Origin of the sequence: Leclercia sp. W6 (assembly GCF_003336345.1) — a bacterium.
Lineage (GTDB): Bacteria > Pseudomonadota > Gammaproteobacteria > Enterobacterales > Enterobacteriaceae > Enterobacter.
In genome coordinates this window covers 333899-355198 of record NZ_CP031104.1, presented here as the reverse complement: position 1 = coordinate 355198, position 21300 = coordinate 333899, and the positions used below count along the sequence as shown (strand labels likewise).

The 21300-nt window shown below is 56.6% G+C and carries 19 protein-coding genes; 2 read left to right on the top strand and 17 right to left on the bottom strand.

Translation table 11 applies throughout. The features are described 5' to 3' along the window. Positions 1-31: 31 nt before the first annotated feature. The 3 genes from menF to DVA43_RS01775 all read right to left on the bottom strand — a co-directional run bounded on the left by menF (position 32) and on the right by DVA43_RS01775 (position 2256). On the bottom strand, positions 32-1327 hold the full coding sequence (gene menF / locus DVA43_RS01785) for an isochorismate synthase MenF (RefSeq protein ID WP_114314382.1): 1296 nt from the start codon (positions 1325-1327) through the stop codon (positions 32-34). A 99-nt stretch (positions 1328-1426) separates the two neighbouring features. Next, positions 1427-1732: a stress response protein ElaB gene (gene elaB / locus DVA43_RS01780; RefSeq protein WP_103180450.1), complete on the bottom strand. Its 306-nt coding sequence runs from the start codon at positions 1730-1732 to the stop codon at positions 1427-1429. Between the two features lie 62 nt (positions 1733-1794). Further along, complete coding sequence (locus DVA43_RS01775; protein ID WP_114314381.1) at positions 1795-2256, bottom strand: GNAT family N-acetyltransferase; 462 nt, start codon at positions 2254-2256, stop codon at positions 1795-1797. 73 nt (positions 2257-2329) lie between these two features. Here DVA43_RS01775 and rnz point away from each other — a divergent pair, with 73 nt between their 5' ends. Both rnz and DVA43_RS01765 read left to right on the top strand, forming a co-directional pair. After that, the gene (gene rnz / locus DVA43_RS01770) at positions 2330-3247 is read left to right on the top strand and encodes a ribonuclease Z (protein ID WP_114314380.1); all 918 of its coding nucleotides are present in this window, start codon (positions 2330-2332) and stop codon (positions 3245-3247) included. 66 nt (positions 3248-3313) lie between these two features. After that, positions 3314-4318, top strand: coding sequence for a chemotaxis protein (locus DVA43_RS01765; protein ID WP_114314379.1), 1005 nt, complete (start codon positions 3314-3316; stop codon positions 4316-4318). Between the two features lie 124 nt (positions 4319-4442). Here the strand turns inward: DVA43_RS01765 and nuoN are convergent, their stop codons facing one another. The 14 genes from nuoN to lrhA form a co-directional block, all read right to left on the bottom strand. After that, complete coding sequence (nuoN, locus tag DVA43_RS01760; protein WP_103180457.1) at positions 4443-5900, bottom strand: NADH-quinone oxidoreductase subunit NuoN; 1458 nt, start codon at positions 5898-5900, stop codon at positions 4443-4445. 6 nt (positions 5901-5906) lie between these two features. Further along, complete coding sequence (gene nuoM, locus DVA43_RS01755; protein WP_114314378.1) at positions 5907-7436, bottom strand: NADH-quinone oxidoreductase subunit M; 1530 nt, start codon at positions 7434-7436, stop codon at positions 5907-5909. 76 nt (positions 7437-7512) lie between these two features. Continuing rightward, the gene (gene nuoL, locus DVA43_RS01750) at positions 7513-9354 is read right to left on the bottom strand and encodes an NADH-quinone oxidoreductase subunit L (protein ID WP_114314377.1); all 1842 of its coding nucleotides are present in this window, start codon (positions 9352-9354) and stop codon (positions 7513-7515) included. Next, positions 9351-9653 (bottom strand): NADH-quinone oxidoreductase subunit NuoK, encoded by a 303-nt coding sequence (gene nuoK / locus DVA43_RS01745; RefSeq protein WP_049841347.1) that lies wholly within the window; start codon positions 9651-9653, stop codon positions 9351-9353. Before nuoK ends, nuoL begins: the two co-directional genes overlap by 4 nt. Next, on the bottom strand, positions 9650-10204 hold the full coding sequence (gene nuoJ, locus DVA43_RS01740) for an NADH-quinone oxidoreductase subunit J (protein ID WP_114314376.1): 555 nt from the start codon (positions 10202-10204) through the stop codon (positions 9650-9652). Before nuoJ ends, nuoK begins: the two co-directional genes overlap by 4 nt. Positions 10205-10215: 11 nt before the next feature. Then, on the bottom strand, positions 10216-10758 hold the full coding sequence (gene nuoI, locus DVA43_RS01735; protein ID WP_103180465.1) for an NADH-quinone oxidoreductase subunit NuoI: 543 nt from the start codon (positions 10756-10758) through the stop codon (positions 10216-10218). 14 nt (positions 10759-10772) lie between these two features. Continuing rightward, a complete protein-coding gene (nuoH, locus tag DVA43_RS01730) occupies positions 10773-11750 on the bottom strand; it encodes an NADH-quinone oxidoreductase subunit NuoH (protein WP_114314375.1) in 978 nt (325 codons plus the stop codon). After that, positions 11747-14470 (bottom strand): NADH-quinone oxidoreductase subunit NuoG, encoded by a 2724-nt coding sequence (nuoG, locus tag DVA43_RS01725; RefSeq protein ID WP_147271006.1) that lies wholly within the window; start codon positions 14468-14470, stop codon positions 11747-11749. Before nuoG ends, nuoH begins: the two co-directional genes overlap by 4 nt. A gap of 180 nt (positions 14471-14650) precedes the next feature. Beyond that, positions 14651-15988 (bottom strand): NADH-quinone oxidoreductase subunit NuoF, encoded by a 1338-nt coding sequence (nuoF, locus tag DVA43_RS01720; RefSeq protein ID WP_103180470.1) that lies wholly within the window; start codon positions 15986-15988, stop codon positions 14651-14653. Further along, the gene (nuoE, locus tag DVA43_RS01715; RefSeq protein ID WP_014170998.1) at positions 15985-16485 is read right to left on the bottom strand and encodes an NADH-quinone oxidoreductase subunit NuoE; all 501 of its coding nucleotides are present in this window, start codon (positions 16483-16485) and stop codon (positions 15985-15987) included. Before nuoE ends, nuoF begins: the two co-directional genes overlap by 4 nt. 2 nt (positions 16486-16487) lie before the next feature. Then, positions 16488-18290, bottom strand: a complete 1803-nt coding sequence (gene nuoC / locus DVA43_RS01710) for an NADH-quinone oxidoreductase subunit C/D (protein ID WP_114314373.1) — start codon at positions 18288-18290, stop codon at positions 16488-16490. An 89-nt stretch (positions 18291-18379) separates the two neighbouring features. Further along, positions 18380-19054: an NADH-quinone oxidoreductase subunit NuoB gene (nuoB, locus tag DVA43_RS01705; RefSeq protein ID WP_003861482.1), complete on the bottom strand. Its 675-nt coding sequence runs from the start codon at positions 19052-19054 to the stop codon at positions 18380-18382. A gap of 15 nt (positions 19055-19069) precedes the next feature. Continuing rightward, entirely contained in the window at positions 19070-19510 is a 441-nt protein-coding gene (nuoA, locus tag DVA43_RS01700; protein WP_103825145.1) for an NADH-quinone oxidoreductase subunit NuoA, read from the bottom strand. 631 nt (positions 19511-20141) lie between these two features. Next, entirely contained in the window at positions 20142-21080 is a 939-nt protein-coding gene (gene lrhA, locus DVA43_RS01690; protein WP_114314371.1) for a transcriptional regulator LrhA, read from the bottom strand. Between the last annotated feature and the right edge of the window lie 220 nt (positions 21081-21300).

The following is a 21300-nucleotide window of genomic DNA, read 5'->3' as shown; positions in this document are numbered from 1 at the left end:
TTGATATGAATCGGGAATGTATGACTCAGTATTAATCCTTTAGGAGCAGAGAGCGCAGCCCGGCAGCTTTATTTTCAATCTCCTGCCACTCCTGATCGGGGTCAGAACCGCTGACGATCCCCGCCCCGGCATACAGGCGAACACAGCTCTCCTCGACGCTTGCCGAACGCAGCGCCACGCAGAACTCGCTTTGTGCTAACGAGAGATACCCGGCAGAACCGGCATACCACTCCCGGTCAAAGGGTTCATTGTGGGCGATGAAATCCCACGCTGCCTGACGCGGCAGACCGGCAACTGCCGCGGTGGGCTGCAGGCGCAGCAGGCACTGTTCATCATCCGGCTGTTGCAGCGCGGTCCAGATGCAGCGGCGTAAATGCTGAACCTTACGCAAACGCACGATTTGCGGCGGGAGGACATCAAGTACCCCATTTTCCCGCTGCAGGCGCTGGCAGATATCCTCAACCACCAGCATATTTTCCCGCTGGTTTTTATCGTCGTTCATCAGCCAGTTACCCAGCCGCGCGGCATGGGCATCGTCCGGGTGGCTGGCAACGGTTCCGGCCAGCGCTTCGGTGCGCAGCAGCAAACCGCGCCGCCGCCACAGCCGTTCCGGCGACGAGCCGAGAAATGCCCGGCTGGCATCAGTGCGCATAAAGAAGTGGTAGCACTTGAAGTTGACCTGGCGGCTGGCCGCCATCAGCGCGGCGGGGTTTACCGCCTCGTTAAACTGCAAATCTGTCGCCCGGGCCAGCACCACTTTATCGAATGCCCCCCGGCTGATAGCCTCTGTCGCCCGGGTAATCAGCTGAAGCCAGCCGGCCCGGTCAGGGAGATGCGTTTCGCTCACCACCGCTTGCGTGACCGGGGCGACAGGCTGGCTCTCCGCCAGGGTCTGCATAAACTCCCGCGCGCGCTGGGCCTCCGCTTTCAGGGAAGTGTCGCTCCAGAGTACCAGGCGCAACGTTGCGGTCCCGCCGAAGCGCTGCCACAAAAGGCGCGGCAGGAACAGATTGCCCTGCTTTGGATCGAAGGCATTAACGCCCACCACTCTCAGGTCGGGTGCATGCGGATAACGGTTTAAAAACTGACGGGCGGCGGATAACGAGGGGAAATGCGTTATCGCTCCGAGAGCAGCATACTCTTCGTCGCCATTGCGCTGCTGCCAGTAGAACTGCGGGTAGATGTGCTGGGCATTCAGCCAGCCGAGCGGATCAAATGCGTCGTTGAGGGCAAAGGAGACATCGAGATAATGCAGGCCAGGGGTATCGGGAAAATCGTCGGCTAATTGTTGGCAAAGGCCTTTCAGCGCGGTGGAAATCGAGTGCACGCGAACTTCTCCCAGCTCAAAAACCTCACATTATAAGGGGTACTAATCAGAAAAAGCAGTACCCCCGAGTTGGCAGGGAGAAGCGTTCGTGCTGTGTTGTTAACGGCGGGCGAGTAAAATACCCAACACCAGGCCGGCGGCGGCGCCTACGCCAATCCCCTGCCATGGCTTTTCACGGACATAATCATCCGCACGATAGACCGCTTTTTTGGCCTTGTAATAGTATTGATCGGACGCATGACCCACGCGCGTTTTCACATCATGCAGAGCCTGCTCAGCACGCGCTTTTAGCTCAATGTATTTCTGATCGGCCGGATCGCCGGAAGAGCGTAAGACCTCCTCCAGGGTTTCACTCAGCAGGGTCAGATCGTCATCTACATGGTTATCCGATGATTGATAAGACATAGTGTTCTCCATGTGGTTGCATCAGTTCCGTAACTATAGACAATGCTTGACGATTCCGCCTGCTACGCTTGTTGTACCTCTTTCGCCATACCCACGTGCGGAATGCCATCTTCGTCGTAGATATCCGTCACCTGCACAAAGCCAAAACGGGCATAAAAGGCGTGCAGATGCGCCTGCGCCCCGAGGTATAACGCCTTGTCGGGCCAGTTATTTTCGCAGGAACGCAGCGCGTGCTCCATCAGGGCATAGCCCAGCTTCTCGCCTCGCACCTCGCGGCTGATAATCACGCGGCCAATCACAACGGGGGAGAAATCGTCGTCACTTTTCAGAATCCTCGCATACGCCACCAGCCGGTTGTCTTTCCAGCCGAGGATATGGCGGTTCTCCCCCACCAGGTCTTCGCCGTCAATGTCCTGATAGGGGCAGGTTTGTTCAACGACAAACACCTCACAGCGCAGTTGAAGTAAGGCGTAAAGTACAGGAACGGTCAGCTCGCTATGGTGCAGATCTTGCCACTGGATCATTGAGGTCTCCTTATCGTGAGGGGAGCCGTTATACTAATGACTTTTCGTCCCCGGTGCAGAGGCTGAGTGCATTATGGAGCTGTTTTTTTTAGGAACATCCGCTGGCGTACCGACCCGTACGCGCAACGTCACCTCAATTTTGCTGGATCTCCAGCACCCCACCCGCAGCGGACTGTGGATGTTTGACTGCGGCGAAGGCACGCAGCAGCAGCTGCTGCGCACCGCCGCGCATCCCGGCAAGCTGGATAAAATTTTCATCACTCACCTGCACGGCGACCATCTTTTTGGCCTGCCGGGGCTGCTGTGCAGCCGCTCGATGGCGGGGAATATCCAGCCGCTGACCATTTACGGCCCGCCTGGTATCCGGGAGTTTGTCGAAACCAGCCTGCGGATCAGTGGCTCGTGGACAGATTATCCCCTCGAGATTATTGAGATCAAACCGGGCGTGGTGTTCAAAGATGATGCCTACACGGTAACCGCCGCGGCGCTCAATCACCCCGTGGAGTGTTACGGTTTTCGCATTGAAGAGCGGGATAAACCCGGCGCGCTGGATGGTGCCGCGCTGATCGCCGCGGGAGTGCCCTTCGGCCCGCTGTTTCAGCAGCTAAAACGCGGCGAAAGCGTCACCCTGGAAGATGGCCGGACCATCAACGGTGCGGAATATCTCTCGCCACCCCGTCCAGGTAAGAAGCTGGCCATCTTCGGGGATACCGCCCCCTGCGAGAACGCCCTTGCGCTGGCTCAGGGCGTCGATCTGCTGGTGCATGAGGCCACGCTGGAGGTAGCGATGGAGGAGAAAGCCAATAGCCGCGGCCACAGCTCCACGCATCAGGCGGCCAGGCTTGCCCGCGACGCGCAGGTAAAAAAACTGATTGTCACCCACGTCAGCTCCCGTTACGACGCCGAAGGCTGCGCCATGCTGCTGGCGGAGTGCCGCGCCATCTTTGCTGCCAGCGAGCTGGCAGAAGATTTTGCTACCGTGCGCGTTTAATGCTCTGGTTTTCCCCGAAACTGCCGATAACCCTATCAGGCCGGTATTTTTCACTGAGGGGCAAACATGGATAACTTCCAGAAAGACATTGATGACAGGGCAAATCTTACTCTGTCGAACCGATTTGAGCTGCTGCTGTTTCGTCTTGGCCGCTCAATGAATGAAAACAAATCTGAGCTGTTCGGCATCAACGTCTTTAAGCTTCGCGAGATTGTGCCCATGCCCTCGTTCACCAAACCGGCGGGGATGAAGTCGCCCCTGATGGGTATGGTTAATATTCGCGATCAGGTGATCCCGGTTATCGACCTGGCCGCGGTGGCAGGCTGCAAGCCAACGACGGGGCTCAACATTTTACTGATCACCGAGTATGCCCGTAGCGTCCAGGCGTTTGCCGTGGAGTCGGTCGAAAATATCATGCGCCTGGACTGGAAGCAGGTGCATGCGGCGGAAACCGCGGTCAGCGGACGCTATATCACCAGTATCGCCTGTCTGGATGAGAAGACGGATACCAACGATCTGGCGATGGTGCTGGACGTTGAGCAGATCCTCTATGACATCACCCCGGCCAACCACGACCTGCATGCTACCGATCTGCAGACCACCAAATTCAATATCAAGCCGGGTGCGGTGGCGATTGTGGCGGAAGATTCCAAAGTGGCGCGCTCAATGCTGGAAAAAGGTCTGCAGGCGATGCAGATCCCGGCGCAGCTGCATATCACCGGCAAAGAGGCCTGGGAGAAGATCGGCGTGCTGGCCGCGCAGGCCCAGGCGGAAGGGGTACCCATTACCGATAAAATCGCGCTGGTGCTGACCGACCTTGAGATGCCGGAGATGGACGGCTTTACCCTGACGCGCAAAATCAAAACTGACGCCATCCTGAAGGACATTCCGGTGGTGATCCACTCTTCCCTGTCCGGCAACGCCAACGAAGATCATATCCGCAAGGTGAAAGCCGATGGCTACGTGGCGAAGTTCGAGCTGAACGAGCTGTCATCGGTGATTGAAGAGGTGCTGGAGCGCGCAAACAAGAAAATCGACGGGCCGCTGATTAGCCGTAAGCAGCTGGCTTAATTTGCACCATTTTGCCGGGTGGCGCTACGCTTACCCGGCCTACAAAACCTGTAGGCCCTGCAAGCGCAGCGCCGCTGGGCAATAAAAAACCCGCCGAAGCGGGTTTTTTTGTTTCTGGCGTTTTTTACATCAGCGGCATCGCATGCTGCACGATGGTGATCAGCGGCTGCGGATAGATACCGAAGATCAGCACCAGCAGCGCGGAGATGAGCACCACAATACCGCCCGCGCTGTACTGCCAGTTGCCTGGCGCATCGCGGTTGAGCTGCTGAGGCGCACTCAGATAGAGGCTCACGGCAACGCGCAGGTAGTAGTAAAGACCAATCGCGGAGCCGATAACGACACCCGCCGTCAGCCACCACAGACCAGCCTGCACACCCACTGCCAGCACGTAGAACTTACCGATAAAGCCGAGCGTCATCGGGATACCCGCCAGCGACAGCATCATCACGGTCATCACCGCGGAGAGGATCGGACGGTGCCAGAACAGACCACGGTAGGAGAAGAGCGAGTCGGCATCCGGGCCACGGTACGGGCTGGACATCAGGCTCACCACGCCGAAGGCGCCGAGGCTGCTGAACAGGTAACCGGCCAGGTAGACACCCACGGTCTCCATGGACATCTGACCGCTCTGCAGGGCAATCAGCGCCACCATCAGATAGCCGAGGTGAGAGATGGAGGAGTAACCGAGCAGACGCTTGATATTGGTCTGGCTCAGCGCCATCAGGTTACCGAAGATGATGGAGACGAAGGCGATCACGCCCAGCACCACGCGAACCGCTTCGCTGTCACCCACCGGGGCGTAAAGGAACAAACGCATCACCACCCCGAAGATAGCGATCTTGCTCGCCGTCGCCAGGAAAGTGGATACCGGCGCTGGCGCACCCTGGTAGACGTCTGGCGTCCACAGGTGGAATGGCACCAGAGAGAGTTTAAAGCCGAGACCAACAATCATCATGCCCAGACCCGCCAGCAGCAGCGGCTCGTGCAGCATGCCGTCGCCGAGGCTCTTGCCGAGCGCTTCAAACGAGAGGTTACCGGACTGAGCGTAGAGCAGCGCAATACCAAACAGCAGGAAGGACGAAGCAGCAGCAGACAGGATCGTATACTTGATACTCGCTTCCAGAGAGCGCTTCTGGCGGAAGGCATAACCGATCAGGCCGAACAGCGGCAGCGAGATCAGCTCAATACCGAGGAACAGCGCCGCCAGATGGTTGGCATTCGCCAGCAGAATGCCGCCCAGGGCCGCAATCAGAACCAGCAGGTAAAACTCTTCTCTGTTGTCGTTGTAGCCTTCCAGCCACGGGTAAGCAAAGGTGCAGGTCGCCAGACTGGCTAACAGCACCAGCCCGGTGTAGAGCATGGCGAAGCCATCAACGCGCATCAGCGGCGTGACGTCCATCGCCCCCGCCTGGCCAACAAACCAGAGGGAGACTAACGCAGCGTTCAGACCCAGAACCGCCAGCGTGGCATTCAGGAAGTGATTGCGTCGCCACGCAATGGAGAGCATCACAACCACCACCGTCAATCCGACGATCAGCAGCGGTAGCAGCGCAATCAGTTGTTGTGGAGTTATTGTCATGGCGATTTACGGCCTTGTAGTAGAAGCAGAATTAACAAACCACTGCTGGATGTCACCCATCGCGGAGTGCGAGGTATCCAGAATCGGCTGCGGGAAGAAGCCCAGCAGCACCAGCAGTACGACCAGCAGCAGGATGATGAACAGCTCGCGCAGCGACATCCCCGGCAGTTCTTTGGCAGCGATCTCACTCTTCGCTTTACCGAAGTAAGCGCGGTGCAGCATCGCCAGCGAGTAAACGGAGGCGAACACCAGACCGAAGGTGGAGATCACAGTGATCGTCGGCACTACTTTAAAGCTGCCGAACAGGATCATAAATTCGCCAACGAAGTTACCGGTCCCCGGCATCCCCAGGGTGGCAACCGCGAAGAACATCGACATCGCTGGCAGCCATTTGATTTTGCTCCACAGACCACCCATCTGACGCATGTCACGGGTGTGCAGACGTTCGTACAGCTGACCACACAGGATGAAGAGACCGGCTGCGGAGAGACCGTGGGCAATCATCTGGATCACCGCGCCCTGGTAGGCCAGCTGGCTGCCGGTGTAGATAGCAATCAGCACGAAGCCCATGTGGGACACGGAGGTGTAGGCAATCAGACGCTTGATGTCGTACTGCGTGAAGGCCATCCAGGCACCGTAGAAGATACCGATCACACCGAGCCACATGGCAATCGGCGCAAACTCTGCGGAGGCATTCGGGAACAGCGGCAGCGCGAAACGCAGCAGACCGTAGGCCGCGGTTTTCAGCAGGATGCCCGCCAGGTCAACGGAACCCGCCGTTGGAGCCTGGGAGTGCGCATCCGGTAGCCAGCCGTGCAGAGGCACCACCGGCATTTTCACCGCAAACGCAATGAAGAAGCCCAGCATCAGCAGGTATTCTACGCCGTGGGACATTGGGGTCTTCAGCAGGTCCTGATAGTTGAAGGTCCAGACGCCGGTCGCGTTGTAGTGCACGAACACCAGCGCCAGGATGGCAATCAACATCACCAGACCACTCGCCTGGGTATAGATGAAGAACTTGGTGGCCGCCGTGATACGCGTTTTACCGTCGGATGCCTTATGGCCCCACAGCGCGATCAGGAAGTACATCGGCACCAGCATCATCTCCCAGAAGAAGAAGAAGAGGAACATGTCGATGGCAAGGAACACGCCGATTACGCCGCCCAGGATCCACATCAGGTTCAGGTGGAAGAAGCCCTGGTATTTTTCGATTTCTCGCCAGGAGCACAGTACCGCCAGAACGCCGAGCAGACCGGTCAGCACCACCATCAGCAGCGACAGACCGTCAATCGCCAGATGAATGGTAATACCGAAACGCGGGATCCACGGCAGAATGAATTCAGACTGCCACTGCGGAATACCTGCGGACTGGGTCAGTGAATAGCCGCCCTGCAACCAGAGTTGCAGGCCAAGCGCGAGCGTCAATCCCATGGTGATCAGCGCAATCCAGCGCGGCATCTTCACGCCAAAGCGTTCGGTCTGCCAGCACAGGAACCCACCGATAAAGGGAATTAATATTAGCCAGGGTAGTAACATGGCGATTTGCATTCCTTTTTAAGGCCCCCAGAAGGGGCCTGATTTTCAACGAATTCGAATAAAATTCACTTAACGATCAACGCAACACCATCAGCAGCGCCAGCACCACAACCGCGCCGATGCTCATGGACGCTACATACCAGCGCAGATACCCATTCTCGCTGAACAGCAGGCCTTTACCGGCCAGGCGAGAAAGGAGTGCCGGGATGTTCATTACCGCGTTCAGCGGATCGCGTTTGATAAGCCACGCAATGCCGAGGAACGGTTTCACGAAGATCATGTCGTACAGCCAGTCGAAGCCCCACGCGTTATACCACCAGGTGCCCAGCAGACGGCCCGGCGCACTGTTGGCAACGGCAGTCACCAGCGTGCGTTTACCCAGCCACAGCCATGCCGCAATCAGGATGCCCGCGATAGCGACCACACCGGAGGTGATTTCAAGCGTCAGAACGCGACCGTGCTCAAGCTCGGTGGTGTCTGGCAGTACGCCCTGCAGCGGTGGCACAATCATCGCGCCAACGAAGGTGGAGAGTACCAGCAGCACAATCAGCGGCAGGTGGTGGGTGATCCCCTTCCCTGCGTGAGCGTGAATTTGTTCTTTACCGTGGAAGACGATGAAAATCATACGGAAGGTGTACAGGGAGGTCATGAATGCACCGACCAGACCCGCAACCATCAGATTGATATGCCCGTTCGCCATGGCGCCCGCCAGGATTTCGTCCTTACTGAAGAAGCCCGCGGTGATCAGCGGCAGTGCCGCCAGCGCCGCGCCGCCCACCAGGAAGCAGACGTAAACCAGCGGGATGGACTTACGCAGTCCGCCCATTTTGAAGATGTTCTGCTCGTGATGGCAGGCCAGGATCACCGAACCGGACGAGAGGAACAGCAGCGCTTTGAAGAACGCGTGCGTCATCAGGTGGAAAATAGCCGCGTCCCACGCCTGTACGCCCAGCGCCAGGAACATGTAACCGATCTGGCTCATGGTGGAGTAAGCGAGAACGCGTTTGATGTCGGTCTGGACCAGCGCGGCAAAGCCTGCCAGCACCAGCGTCACCGCACCGACGATACCTACCAGATGCAGAATTTCCGGGGTCATCAGGAACAGGCCATGGGTACGCGCAATCAGGTAAACACCGGCGGTAACCATGGTAGCAGCGTGGATCAGCGCGGAGACAGGAGTTGGACCCGCCATCGCGTCGGCAAGCCAGGTCTGCAACGGCAGCTGTGCAGATTTACCCACAGCACCACCCAGCAGCATCAGGGTTGCCCACCACAGCATATTATTGCCGGCTTCGAAGTGCGCCGGTGCCAGTTCCACCATTTCGCGGAAGTTCAGCGTACCCAGCTCGTTGTAGAGAATGAACAGCGCGAAGGCGAGGAAGACGTCACCCACACGGGTTACGACGAACGCTTTCATGGCCGCTGCGCCATTCTTAGGATCGGTGTAGTAGAACCCGATCAGCAGGTAAGAGCAGAGACCCACCCCTTCCCAGCCGAGATACATCAGCAGCAGGTTATCCGCCAGCACCAGTACCACCATGCTGGCGATAAACAGGTTGGTGTAGGCGAAGAAGCGAGAGTAACCCTCTTCACCGCGCATATACCAGGAGGCGAACATGTGGATCAGGAAGCCGACACCGGTCACCACGGAGAGCATGGTCAGAGAGAGACCATCCAGCACCAGGTTAAAACCGATGCTGAAATCACCCACCGACATCCAGGTCCAGAGTGGAACGCTGAAAGCCTGACGTCCGTTGTTAAAGAAGTCGATTCCCGCATACGCTGTTACCAGTGCGGCCAGGCCCACAGAGCCCATGCCGATGGTCGCAGAGAGATTTTCAGACCAGCGGCCGCGTGAGAACGACAGCAGCAGGAAGCCAATCAGCGGAAAAATAATGGTTAAGGCAAGCATGTTCATCCACGCAACTCACTTACTGAATCGATGTTCAGGTTCTGGCGGCGACGATGGAGCTGCAGCAACAGCGCCAGGCCAATACTCGCTTCCGCAGCCGCGAGGCTGATGGCGAGAATGTACATCACCTGACCATCGGTCTGGCCCCAGTAGCTACCGGCAACCACAAAGGCCAGCGCGGAAGCGTTGATCATGATCTCCAGGCCAATCAGCATAAACAGCAGATTGCGGCGGATAACCAGACCGGTTAAGCCCAGCACGAATAAAATCGCGGCGAGGATCAGTCCGTGTTGTAAAGGGATCATGCGTGATCCTCCGTTTTTCTTTTCGCGCTGTCGTCCTTACGGTTGCTCAGCACTTCACCCATGCGCTCTTCGCGACCTACGTGGAAAGCCACGACCAGGCCTGCCAGCAGCAGCATCGAGGCCAGTTCCACCGCCAGTACGTATGGCCCAAACAGGGTGACACCCACCGCTTTGGCGCTGATTGGCTTGCCGTCGATACCCTGATCGTTCACACCCAGAATGGCGTAAACGATCACCGCCAGCATGATGGCCGACAGAATTGCCGGGCCAATCCACACCTGCGGTTGCAGCCACTGACGTTCCTGCTCGATCTCAGAGCCGCCCAGGTTCAGCATCATCACCACGAAGACGAACAGAACCATGATGGCCCCGGCGTAAACGATGATTTCAAGCGCACCGGCAAAGTGTGCGCCCAGCGCAAAGAACACCCCGGAAATAGCCAGCAGCGAAATGATTAAATAGAGCAGCGCATGCACCGGGTTGGTGTGCGTAATCACTCGCAGCGTAGCCAGGATGGCGATCAGGCCACAGATATAAAAAGCGAATTCCATTGCCCCTCTCCTTACGGTAACAGGCTCTTGACGTCGATAGGCTTGGCTTCGTTCTCTGCTTCGCCCTTATCTTTGCCGTCGATTGCCATACCCGCCATCCGGTAGAAGTTATATTCCGGGTATTTGCCCGGACCGGAAATCAGCAGATCCTCTTTCTCGTACACCAGATCCTGACGTTTGAATTCACCCAGTTCGAAATCGGGGGTCAACTGAATCGCCGTGGTCGGGCACGCTTCTTCACACAGGCCGCAGAAGATGCAGCGTGAGAAGTTGATGCGGAAGAACTCCGGGTACCAGCGACCGTCCACCGTCTCTGCTTTCTGCAGAGAGATACAGCCAACCGGACAGGCTACCGCACACAGGTTACAGGCAACGCAGCGCTCCGAACCGTCCGGATCGCGCGTCAGCACGATACGGCCACGGTAGCGCGGCGGCAGATATACCGGTTCTTCCGGATACATCCGGGTTTCGCGTTTAGAAAACGCGTGCAGGCCGATCATCCAGATACTGCGTACCTGGGTGCCAAAGCCTACCAATAATTCTTTCAAGGTCATGATCTCAAAGCCCCTTATGGCTGCTGCCAGAGAATGACAGCCGCCGTTACCAACAAGTTGACGAGCGTCAGCGGCAGGCACACTTTCCAGCCGAAGGACATTACCTGGTCATAACGCGGACGCGGTAATGCAGCGCGAATCAAAATGAACATCATCATGAAGAACGCGGTTTTCAGCGCGAACCAGATGAATGGCGTTAAGAACGGGCCATGCCAGCCACCAAAGAACAGCGTGACCATCAGCGCGGAAATGGTGACGATACCGATGTACTCGCCCACGAAGAACAGACCGAACTTCATACCGGAATATTCAATGTGGTAACCGTCGGCCAGTTCCTGCTCGGCTTCTGGCTGGTCAAACGGGTGACGGTGACACACCGCCACGCCCGCGATAGCAAAGGTAACAAAACCAAAGAACTGCGGGATGACGTTCCAGATGTCGGCCTGGTTGTTGACGATGTCGGTCATGTTGAATGAACCGGCCTGCGCCACCACGCCCATCAGGGAGAGACCCAGGAACACTTCGTAGCTGAGCGTCTGCGCGGAAGCACGCATCGCACCCAGCAGGGAGTATTTGTTGTTACTGGACCAGCCTGCGAACAGCACCGCGTAAACCGCGAGACCTGCCATCATCAGGAAGAACAGAATGCCGATGTTCAAGTCAGCGACCACCCAGGTCGGGCTGACCGGAACGATAGCAAACGCCAGCAGCAGCGAGGTAAAGGCGATCATCGGTGCCAGAGTAAAGATCACGCGATCCGAGAAGCGTGGGATCCAGTCCTCTTTAAAGAACATCTTGATCATGTCCGCGACCAGCTGGAGTGAACCACCCCAGCCCACGCGGTTCGGTCCGTAACGGTTCTGGAACAGACCGAGCAGACGACGTTCACCGAAGCTCATGAACGCACCGCAGGTGACCACCACCAGCAGAATAACAACCGCTTTCAGGATGTTCAGCAGGATGTCGATAAGATCAGGCGTTAACCAACTCATGCTTTTGCCTCCTGCAGGTTATCAAGACGCGCGCCGGCCAGCACCGGGGCAATGCCAGGCATACCCATCGGCAGACCCACCTGCCCTGCTGTCAGACCTTCAGAGATAATCAGCGGCAGGCTGATTGTCTGGCCTTCATAGCTAAAGCTGATGTTCGCGCCCGCGTTGACGCCAAGCTTCGCGGCATCCGCCGGGTTGAGCTTGATGTACGGCTGCGGCATACGGGTCTGGAAGACCGGGGAACGCTGGGACAGCTCGTCGCTACCAAACAGATGGTAGTACGGCGCAATACGCCAGTTGCCCTCTTCTGCCTGGAAGCGTGCCGGAACGGTGGAGAAGAACCCCAGACCGGTTTCGGAGGCTTCAATCAGGCGTACGCCCGGATCGCCGTGGCGCAGAGAACCACCCACTTCAGCCTGAAACTTGTTCCATGCCTGCGGGGAGTTCCAGCCTGGCGCCCATGCGAATGGGATCTGCGAACGTGGCGCAGACGGCTGGTTGTTCCCTTCCATCGAGAAGGCGAACATGGTGTCTTTATCCTGCGGCTGACGCGGTTCGTGTACGCTGATGTTGGCGCGCATTGCAGTACGGCCACTGTAGCGATGCGGTTCACGCGCCAGTTTCTGGCCGCGAATACGGAAGCTCGCTTCCGGCGCCGCATCTTTGATGCCTGCCAGTTGCGGCAGCTTTTCAATAACGGCGTCGATCACGTGGTCGAGCTGCGTCCAGTCCACCTCACGGCTCAGCACGGTGCTGTGCAGGGAGTGCAGCCAGCGCCAGCTTTCCAGCATCAGGGTAGTGTTGTCGTAGTAGGCCGGGTCATAAACCTGGAAGAAGCGCTGGGCGCGGCCTTCGTTGTTAATCACCGTCCCGTCGCTTTCCGCGAAGCTTGCCGCAGAGAGCACCAGGTGCGCTTTGTCCATAATGGCGGTGCGCTGATGGTCAATAACCATCACCAGCGGCGCTTTAGAGAGCGCAGCATCTACGCGTGCGGCAGAAGCATGGCGGTGGAGATCGTTTTCAAGTACGACAACGGCATCCGCAGAGCCAGATTCCAGCTCGCTCAGCGCCTCTTCCAGAGAGCCGCCGCCGATCATACCCAGACCAATGCTGTTTACCGCACGGGCAATCATGGTCACGCCAACGTCGGCGCCACGGCCTTTCAGCGCTTTGGCCACGTTCGCTGCCGCCTGAATGATCTCGCTGCTGCCGGCGTTGGTACCGGAGATAATCAGGGGTTTCTTCGCACCGGCCAGCGCCTGCACGATAACGTCAACTTTGTTCTGCAGATCGCGATCCAGTTCAACGGCCGGGGCACTGCTGTCCAGGCCATTAGCAATAGCAAAGCCGAGACGGGCCTGATCTTCCACCGGTGCACGGTAGGTCCAGGCCGCGATGTCATCCAGACGGGTGTCATCAACGTTGGTCACGAACAGCGGATGCTTCGCGCGCTGACCGATGTTGAGAATAGCCGCGATCTGCCAGTCAGCCACTTTCTGTGCCGCTGCCATTTCACGCGCTTTCCCTTTCACCGCCTGACGAACCGCCAGGGCTGCGCGCGCGCCGGTCTGGGTCAAATCTTCGCCCAATACCAGTACCGCATCATAGGATTCGATTTCGCGCAGCGCCGGGGTATGGATACCACCTTCGCGCAGCACTTTCAGCACCAGCTGCAGACGTTCCTGCTCGCCCTGGGCGATACCGGTGTAGAAGTTATCCGCACCCACCAGCTCGCGCAGCGCGAAGTTGCTTTCGATGCTGGCGCGCGGGGAGCCGATACCGATCACTTTCTTCGACTGGCGCAGAATATCTGCCGCGCCCTGCATCGCCTGTTCAGCGTTCAGGGTAATGACGTCGTCGCCACGGCGTTGAACCGGACGACGCGGACGGTCTTTCAGGTTCACATAGCCATAGCCGAAACGACCGCGGTCGCAGAGGAAGTAGTGGTTCACGGTACCGTTGTAACGGTTTTCGATACGACGCAGTTCGCCGTAACGTTCACCCGGGCTGGTGTTACAGCCCAGCGAACACTGCTGGCAGATGCTTGGCGCAAACTGCATGTCCCACTTACGGTTGTAACGCTCGGAGTGGGTTTTGTCGGTGAACACACCAGTCGGGCAGATCTCTACCAGGTTACCGGAGAATTCGCTCTCAAGCGTACCGTCTTCCGGACGACCGAAGTAGACGTTGTCATGCGCGCCATAAACGCCCAGATCCTGACCATCCGCGTAGTCTTTGTAGTAACGCACGCAGCGGTAGCAGGCGATGCAGCGGTTCATTTCGTGAGAGATGAACGGCCCCAGATCCTGGTTACGGTGGGTACGCTTGGTGAAACGGTAACGACGGAAGCTGTGCCCGGTCATCACGGTCATATCCTGAAGGTGGCAGTTACCGCCCTCTTCACAGACCGGACAGTCGTGCGGGTGGTTGGTCATCAGCCACTCCACCACGCTTTCGCGGAACTCTTTGGCTTCCAGATCGTCGATAGAAATAAAGGTACCTTCGGCGGCTGGCGTCATACAGGACATCACCAGGCGACCACGCGTGTCTTCCGCGTTTTGATATTGCTTCACCGCACACTGGCGGCAAGCACCGACGCTGCCCAGCGCCGGATGCCAGCAAAAATACGGAATATCAAGGCCGAGAGACAGACAAGCTTCCAGCAGGTTGTCCGCCCCGTTGACCTCATATTCTTTGCCGTCTACATGAATCGTAGCCATTAGCATGCTTCCAGTTGTCTCGAATAAATTCGAGCGTTAATCAAAATTCTTTTTACGCTTCATCCTTCAGGCTGCCTCTGCGTTGGCTTCCCTCGCTCACACCAGTCACTTACTGATGTAAGCTCCTGGTCCTCACTCAGTCGCCGCCTTGACGCAGACTGAATGATTTTGCGTAAGGAATTACCAGCGCGCTTTCAGCAGGTTCGGCTGAATACCATTGATTGAATGGGTATTGCTGAACGGCTGCTTGATACCTGCTTCGAATTCGTCGCGGAAATATTTAATCGCGCTCTGCAGCGGCTCGACCGCACCTGGCGCATGCGCACAGAAGGTTTTACCTGGACCCAGGAATCGACACAGTTGCTCAAGTGTCTCGATATCGCCAGGCTGGCCTTCGCCACGCTCAATAGCACGCAGGATCTTCACGCTCCACGGCAGGCCATCACGGCACGGTGTACACCAGCCGCAGGACTCGCGGGCGAAGAACTCTTCCAGGTTACGCACCAGCGACACCATGCCAATCTCGTGGTCGACGGCCATCGCCAGCGCCGTACCCAGACGGCTGCCTGCTTTACCAATGCTTTCGAATTCCATCGGCAGGTCGAGGTGGGCTTCGGTCAGGAAGTCAGTCCCTGCCCCACCCGGCTGCCAGGCTTTGAATTTCAGGCCATCACGCATACCGCCGGCGTAATCTTCCAGAATCTCACGTGCGGTGGTGCCGAACGGCAGTTCCCAGACGCCAGGGTTCTTCACGCGACCGGAGAAGCCCATCAGCTTGGTACCAGCATCTTTACTTGAGGAGATGCCCTGATACCACTCCACGCCGTTGGCGAGGATCGCCGGGACGTTACACAGGGTTTCGACGTTGTTTACGCAGGTCGGTTTACCCCATACGCCGGAGCTTGCCGGGAATGGCGGCTTAGAACGCGGGTTGGCGCGACGGCCTTCCAGGGAGTTAATCAGCGCGGTCTCTTCCCCGCAGATATAACGCCCTGCCCCGGTGTGCACGAACAGTTCAAAGTCGAAACCGGTGCCAAGAATATTTTTGCCAAGCAGACCCGCTTCGGTGGCTTCGGCAATCGCGCGACGCAGGTTCTCTGCCGCTTCGATGTACTCGCCACGCAGGAAGATGTAGCCGCGATAGGCTTTCAGGGCGAAGGCCGAGATCAGCATGCCTTCCACCAGCAGGTGCGGCAGCTGCTCCATCAGCAGGCGGTCTTTATAGGTGCCCGGCTCCATCTCATCGGCGTTACACAGCAGGTAACGGATGTTCATGGATTCGTCTTTTGGCATCAGGCTCCACTTCAGACCAGTGGAAAAGCCTGCGCCGCCGCGCCCTTTCAGGCCAGCGTCTTTAACCGCGTTAACGATCTCATCCGGCGCCATGCCGGAGAGGGCTTTACGCGCACCGGCATAGCCGTTTTTGCTCTGGTACTCTTCGAGCCATACCGGCTGTTTGTCATCACGCAGACGCCAGGTCAGCGGATGTGTCTCAGCAGTACGAATTACAGTTTTCATTTGTACTGCTCCAGCAGGTCAGGAATGGCTTCCGGCGTCAGATAACTGTGAGTGTCCTCATCAATCATCATGGTCGGCCCCTTGTCGCAGTTACCCAGGCAGCAGGTTGGCAGCAGAGTAAAACGACCGTCAAAGGTAGTCTGGCCCGGCTTGATATTGAGCTTCTTCTCAATCGCAGCCTGAATGCCCTGATAACCAGTGATATGGCATACCACGCTGTCGCAGTAGCGGATCACGTGACGGCCTACCGGCTGACGGAAGATCTGGCTATAGAACGTTGCCACGCCTTCGACGTCGCTCGCCGGAATACCCAGCACTTTTGCGATCTCATAGATCGCGCCATCCGGCACCCAACCACGCTGTTTCTGTACGATTTTCAGCGCTTCAATGGACGCCGCACGCGGGTCTTCGTAGTGGTGCATCTCGTGCTCAATGGCGGCACGCTCTGCTTCACTCAGCTCAAAAGCCTCGGTTTGTGGTTGTTGATTCTCGTGCATAATTAGCGGTCCACATCTGACATAACAAAATCGATACTACCCAGATACACAATCAGGTCAGAGACCAGACTGCCGCGAATGGCTGACGGGATCTGCTGCAGGTGCGGGAAGCTTGGCGTACGTACACGGGTACGGTAGCTCATGGTGCTGCCGTCGCTGGTCAGGTAGTAACTGTTGATACCCTTGGTCGCTTCGATCATCTGGAAGGATTCTTGCGCCGGCATGACCGGGCCCCAGGAAACCTGCAGGAAGTGCGTGATCAGGGTTTCGATATGCTGCAGCGTGCGCTCTTTCGGTGGCGGCGTGGTCAGCGGGTGATCCGCCTTGAACGGGCCTTCCGGCATGTTGTTGAGGCACTGCTCAAGGATGCGCAGGCTCTGGCGCAGCTCTTCCACTTTCAGCATCACGCGGGTGTAGCAGTCGGAAACACCGCCGCCAACCGGGACTTCAAAGTCGAAGTTTTCATAGCCGGAGTAAGGACGGGCTTTACGCACGTCGAAATCGATACCGGTGGCGCGCAGGCCAGCACCGGTGGTGCCCCACTCCAGCGCCTCTTTCGCGCCATAGGCAGCCACGCCCTGGGAACGGCCCTTCAGGATGGAGTTACGCAGCGCGGCTTTCTCGTAAGAGGCCAGACGCTTCGGCATCCAGTCGAGGAACTCACGCAGCAGACGATCCCAGCCGCGCGGCAGGTCATGCGCGACGCCGCCAATACGGAACCAGGCCGGGTGCATACGGAAACCGGTGATCGCTTCCACCAGATCGTAAATCTTCTGACGGTCGGTAAAGGCGAAGAAGACCGGGGTCATCGCGCCGACGTCCTGAATGAAGGTGGAGATGTAGAGCAGGTGGCTGTTGATACGGAACAGTTCAGACAGCATGACGCGAATCACGTTAACGCGATCCGGTACGGTGATGCCTGCCAGTTTCTCAACGGCCAGCACGTACGGCATTTCGTTCACGCAGCCGCCGAGGTACTCGATACGGTCGGTGTACGGAATGTAGCTGTGCCAGGATTGACGCTCACCCATCTTCTCAGCGCCACGGTGGTGGTAGCCGATGTCTGGCACGCAGTCGACGATCTCTTCACCATCAAGCTGCAGAATAATACGGAACGCACCGTGCGCAGACGGGTGGTTTGGACCGAGGTTGAGGAACATGAAGTCCTCGTTGTCGGTGCTGCGCTTCATGCCCCAGTCTTCCGGCTTGAAGGTCAGCGCTTCCATCTCCAGATCCTGCTTGGCTTTGGTCAGCTCAAACGGGTCGAATTCGGTGGCGCGCGCCGGGTAATCTTTACGCAGCGGGTGGCCGGTCCAGGTCTGCGGCATCATAATGCGCGTCAGATGCGGGTGGCTATCGAAGGTCATGCCAAACATTTCCCAGGTTTCACGCTCATACCAGTTAGCGTTCGGGAAGAGTTTGGTGATCGTCGGCAGATGCATGTCGTTTTCAGACAATGCCACCTTGAGCATGATATCCGTGTTGCGGTCTATTGAGATCAGGTGGTAGAAAACGGAAAAATCCGCCGCGGGTAAACCCTGGCGGTGAGTACGCAGACGTTCGTCCATGCCGTGTAAGTCAAACAGCATGACGTAAGGTTTAGGCAATTTCTTGAGGAAATCAACCACTTCCAGTAACTGCTCACGCTTCACCCAAACAACGGGTACCCCGGTGCGGGTGGCCTGAACAGTAAAGGCATCCGGCCCAAAACGGTTGCGCAGTTCGCCGATGACCGGGTCATCCAGATGATCCCGTGTTTGCCAGGCGGCGTCTTGCGCGGTTAAGTCGGTCATAGTGTTCACCATTGCAAAAGGTCCGTGGTGACTGTCGGGCGTGGCTTCGCGCTATTTGAATAGTGATATGCGAAGGTTATCTCCATGCCCACAGGCGCAAATTAAATTTCGTCTGGTGTCCGCAGATTGGTCACTGCGATACGTTCACCGCGTTTACGCTCGCGCTCAGACTGCATGTTAGCGCGGTACACGCCCTGATCACCCACAACCCAGGAGAGCGGACGGCGTTCTTTGCCAATCGACTCCTGCAACAGCATCAGCGCCTGCATGTAGGCTTCCGGACGCGGTGGGCAGCCCGGGATATAAACGTCAACCGGGATAAACTTATCTACACCTTGTACGACGGAATAGATGTCGTACATGCCGCCAGAGTTGGCACAAGCGCCCATGGAGATAACCCATTTTGGCTCGAGCATCTGGTCGTACAGACGCTGAATGACCGGTGCCATTTTGGTAAAGCAGGTGCCCGCTACCACCATCAGGTCAGCCTGACGCGGAGATGCACGCAGTACTTCTGCACCAAAACGCGCAACGTCATGCACCGCAGTGAATGACGTCACCATTTCAACGTAGCAGCAAGAAAGGCCAAAGTTGTATGGCCAGATGGAGTTCTTACGACCCCAGTTGACCATATCGTGCATGGCATGCTCGAGCTTGCCCATGTACACGCTTTTGTTGACTTCTTGCTCCAGGGGGTCGGTTACGATCTCCTGCTTTTGCAGGGGGTAACGGTCATTCTCACCGTTAGGATCTATGCGGGTGAGCGTATAATCCATCTTATTGCCTCGCTGTTACTGCTGACGATTAGGGATACTGTTTTCCGGGTTGATACGTTCACGGCGTGAACGTGCAGGTGTCCAGTCCAGCGCGCCAATACGCACCAGATAAACCAGACCGGCCAGTAACACTAAAATGAAAATTGCGGCCTCGACAAAGCCTACCCAGCCACTCTCACGAATGGAGGTCGACCATGCGAACAGGTAAAGCGCTTCCACGTCGAAAATGACGAAGAACATGGCTACCAGATAGAACTTGGCAGACAGGCGTAAACGCGCGGTACCTACCGAATCGATACCCGATTCGAATGGCGTGTTTTTGTGCCTTGCGCGGGCGCGACCGCCCAGGAACCAGCCGCCGACTAGCATCAGGCAGCACAGGCCAATGGCAACGATAAGAAAGATTGCGAATGCCCAGTGATGAGCGATGACTTCTGTGGATGTTGACATACTCATTGCTTACTCATCAAAAGTGATACCTGGAACACTGCTCTTACTGGCAGATGGGCATCACATCGATTCATGGGGAGGAACAAATAACCGTACACTAACTGTCGAAAATGAGACATAGACAGCAAAATGATGTGGTTTTTTACTCCTTTCTATAACCTTTTGTCAACTTTAACAAAAGTTTCTTCACATTAAATTACATTGATCGAACTTCATTAACATTTAATGCCCTTTACCCTCATTAAATGTGAGGCGCGTACCTGCGTGGGGGTGTTGAATCGTGTCCGTAATGTACTAATACAAAGATTACCCGCCTATTTTGACAGGAATTGCCGTCGATTCCTCCCCCCAAAGAGGAGTATTTTCTTGATCTGTGACACGCTTTTGTTAATTCAATCAAAAAAACGGCAACATCTTTGCTGCTTTTTTAACATGCCCATTGACATTAGAAAGAACAAGTATAGCGGGATTTTAGAGAAAGGCAGGATATCTATCAGATTGATAAAACAGAAAATTGGCAATGACCTAAGTCAAATCCCTCTGGATCCCATGCAAAAAAAGAACCACTGTGCGCAGCGGCAGCGGCAGTGGTTCGTCATCGTCTGGGCGAATTGTTATCAGATTATTAGGGATTCGTTTACTCGAAATCGCTTTCAATGATTACCGAGTCATCCCCTCCTTGTTGAGTAACAGTATTGTACTGCCAGGGGTTATGGTAATCATCCATGGCGTTAAAGATGGTCTGCGCAAGCTCGTTGTTACTGGCCGGATTATGGCACAACAGATATTCCGTATCCGGCAGCGCGGGCAATCCATCCGCTTTACCTAACACACGCAAATCGGGGCTCATCATCTCAACCGGACGTGCCGTTACGCCGAGCCCTGCTTTTACCGCGGCGCGGATCGCAGGCAGCGTGGAGGCAACATAGGCCAGGCGCCATGGCACATTGGCGGCGTTGAGCGTAGCCAGCACAACGTCGCGGAACGGGCTGGGATCGTCCAGCAGGACTAACGGCACCGGCTCGCCGCGCTGCAACGTGAACTCGGCGGCGCAGTACCAGTGTGTCGGCGAGGTGCGTAGCGTCAGACATTCGAACTGGCTGGTACGATGGGTGGTGACCACCAGATCGACCTCCTGCTCCTGCAACATATGAACCATAAAGGCGTTGCGTTTCACTCTGACATCAAGAGCAAGTTTCGGGTAAACCGAACTGATGCGGTTGAGCAAGAACGGCAGAATGGTATCGGCCGACTCATCAGAGGCGCCTAATGTTAAGACACCCTGCAGGTTGCTAAACATTAATGATGAACATGCTTCATCATTGAAGCGCAGAATTTTTCTGGCGTAACCCAGGAGCTGAATACCATGCTCCGTTAACAGCTTATTGCGGCCATGACGGGCAAAAAGCTCTTTACCGACCAGTTGTTCCAGTCGTTGCATTTGTTGGCTCACTGCGGACTGGGTACGGCAAACTGCCGCCGCCGCAGCAGCAAAGGTGTTCAGATCGGCGACCGCCACAAAGGTTCTCAGCAGATCGAGGTCGAGATTCAGTATCGGACGATTTGCATTAATCATATCTTTTCACTTACAGGTTGCTCGTACGGAGCTGCCCCGGGTTTAAGCTGTGTGCGTAAAAGTAATACAGTTCCTTCTGAACGAAATCCGCTGACGTCCCGGTCTGGCAGGGGCCTGCATAATGTAATTGTGCTGGTTATATCAGTGGTCAGAAACAACTTATCTGACGTTATTTTTATTCTCAAAATCGTTCGAGATATATAGGTATTTGCCGGATGAT

What these genes read in the sequence shown, in the direction of transcription:
- nuoG (WP_147271006.1), bottom strand. Translation starts at nt 14,470, where the DNA reads ATGGCTACGATTCATGTAGACGGCAAAGAATATGAGGTCAACGGGGCG.
- nuoE (WP_014170998.1), bottom strand. Translation starts at nt 16,485, where the DNA reads ATGCACGAGAATCAACAACCACAAACCGAGGCTTTTGAGCTGAGTGAA.
- rnz (WP_114314380.1), top strand. Translation starts at nt 2,330, where the DNA reads ATGGAGCTGTTTTTTTTAGGAACATCCGCTGGCGTACCGACCCGTACG.
- nuoF (WP_103180470.1), bottom strand. Translation starts at nt 15,988, where the DNA reads ATGAAAACTGTAATTCGTACTGCTGAGACACATCCGCTGACCTGGCGT.
- nuoJ (WP_114314376.1), bottom strand. Translation starts at nt 10,204, where the DNA reads ATGGAATTCGCTTTTTATATCTGTGGCCTGATCGCCATCCTGGCTACG.
- DVA43_RS01775 (WP_114314381.1), bottom strand. Translation starts at nt 2,256, where the DNA reads ATGATCCAGTGGCAAGATCTGCACCATAGCGAGCTGACCGTTCCTGTA.
- nuoM (WP_114314378.1), bottom strand. Translation starts at nt 7,436, where the DNA reads ATGTTACTACCCTGGCTAATATTAATTCCCTTTATCGGTGGGTTCCTG.
- lrhA (WP_114314371.1), bottom strand. Translation starts at nt 21,080, where the DNA reads ATGATTAATGCAAATCGTCCGATACTGAATCTCGACCTCGATCTGCTG.
- nuoB (WP_003861482.1), bottom strand. Translation starts at nt 19,054, where the DNA reads ATGGATTATACGCTCACCCGCATAGATCCTAACGGTGAGAATGACCGT.
- nuoN (WP_103180457.1), bottom strand. Translation starts at nt 5,900, where the DNA reads ATGACAATAACTCCACAACAACTGATTGCGCTGCTACCGCTGCTGATC.
- nuoH (WP_114314375.1), bottom strand. Translation starts at nt 11,750, where the DNA reads ATGAGTTGGTTAACGCCTGATCTTATCGACATCCTGCTGAACATCCTG.
- nuoC (WP_114314373.1), bottom strand. Translation starts at nt 18,290, where the DNA reads ATGGTGAACACTATGACCGACTTAACCGCGCAAGACGCCGCCTGGCAA.
- elaB (WP_103180450.1), bottom strand. Translation starts at nt 1,732, where the DNA reads ATGTCTTATCAATCATCGGATAACCATGTAGATGACGATCTGACCCTG.
- DVA43_RS01765 (WP_114314379.1), top strand. Translation starts at nt 3,314, where the DNA reads ATGGATAACTTCCAGAAAGACATTGATGACAGGGCAAATCTTACTCTG.
- nuoL (WP_114314377.1), bottom strand. Translation starts at nt 9,354, where the DNA reads ATGAACATGCTTGCCTTAACCATTATTTTTCCGCTGATTGGCTTCCTG.
- nuoK (WP_049841347.1), bottom strand. Translation starts at nt 9,653, where the DNA reads ATGATCCCTTTACAACACGGACTGATCCTCGCCGCGATTTTATTCGTG.
- nuoI (WP_103180465.1), bottom strand. Translation starts at nt 10,758, where the DNA reads ATGACCTTGAAAGAATTATTGGTAGGCTTTGGCACCCAGGTACGCAGT.
- nuoA (WP_103825145.1), bottom strand. Translation starts at nt 19,510, where the DNA reads ATGAGTATGTCAACATCCACAGAAGTCATCGCTCATCACTGGGCATTC.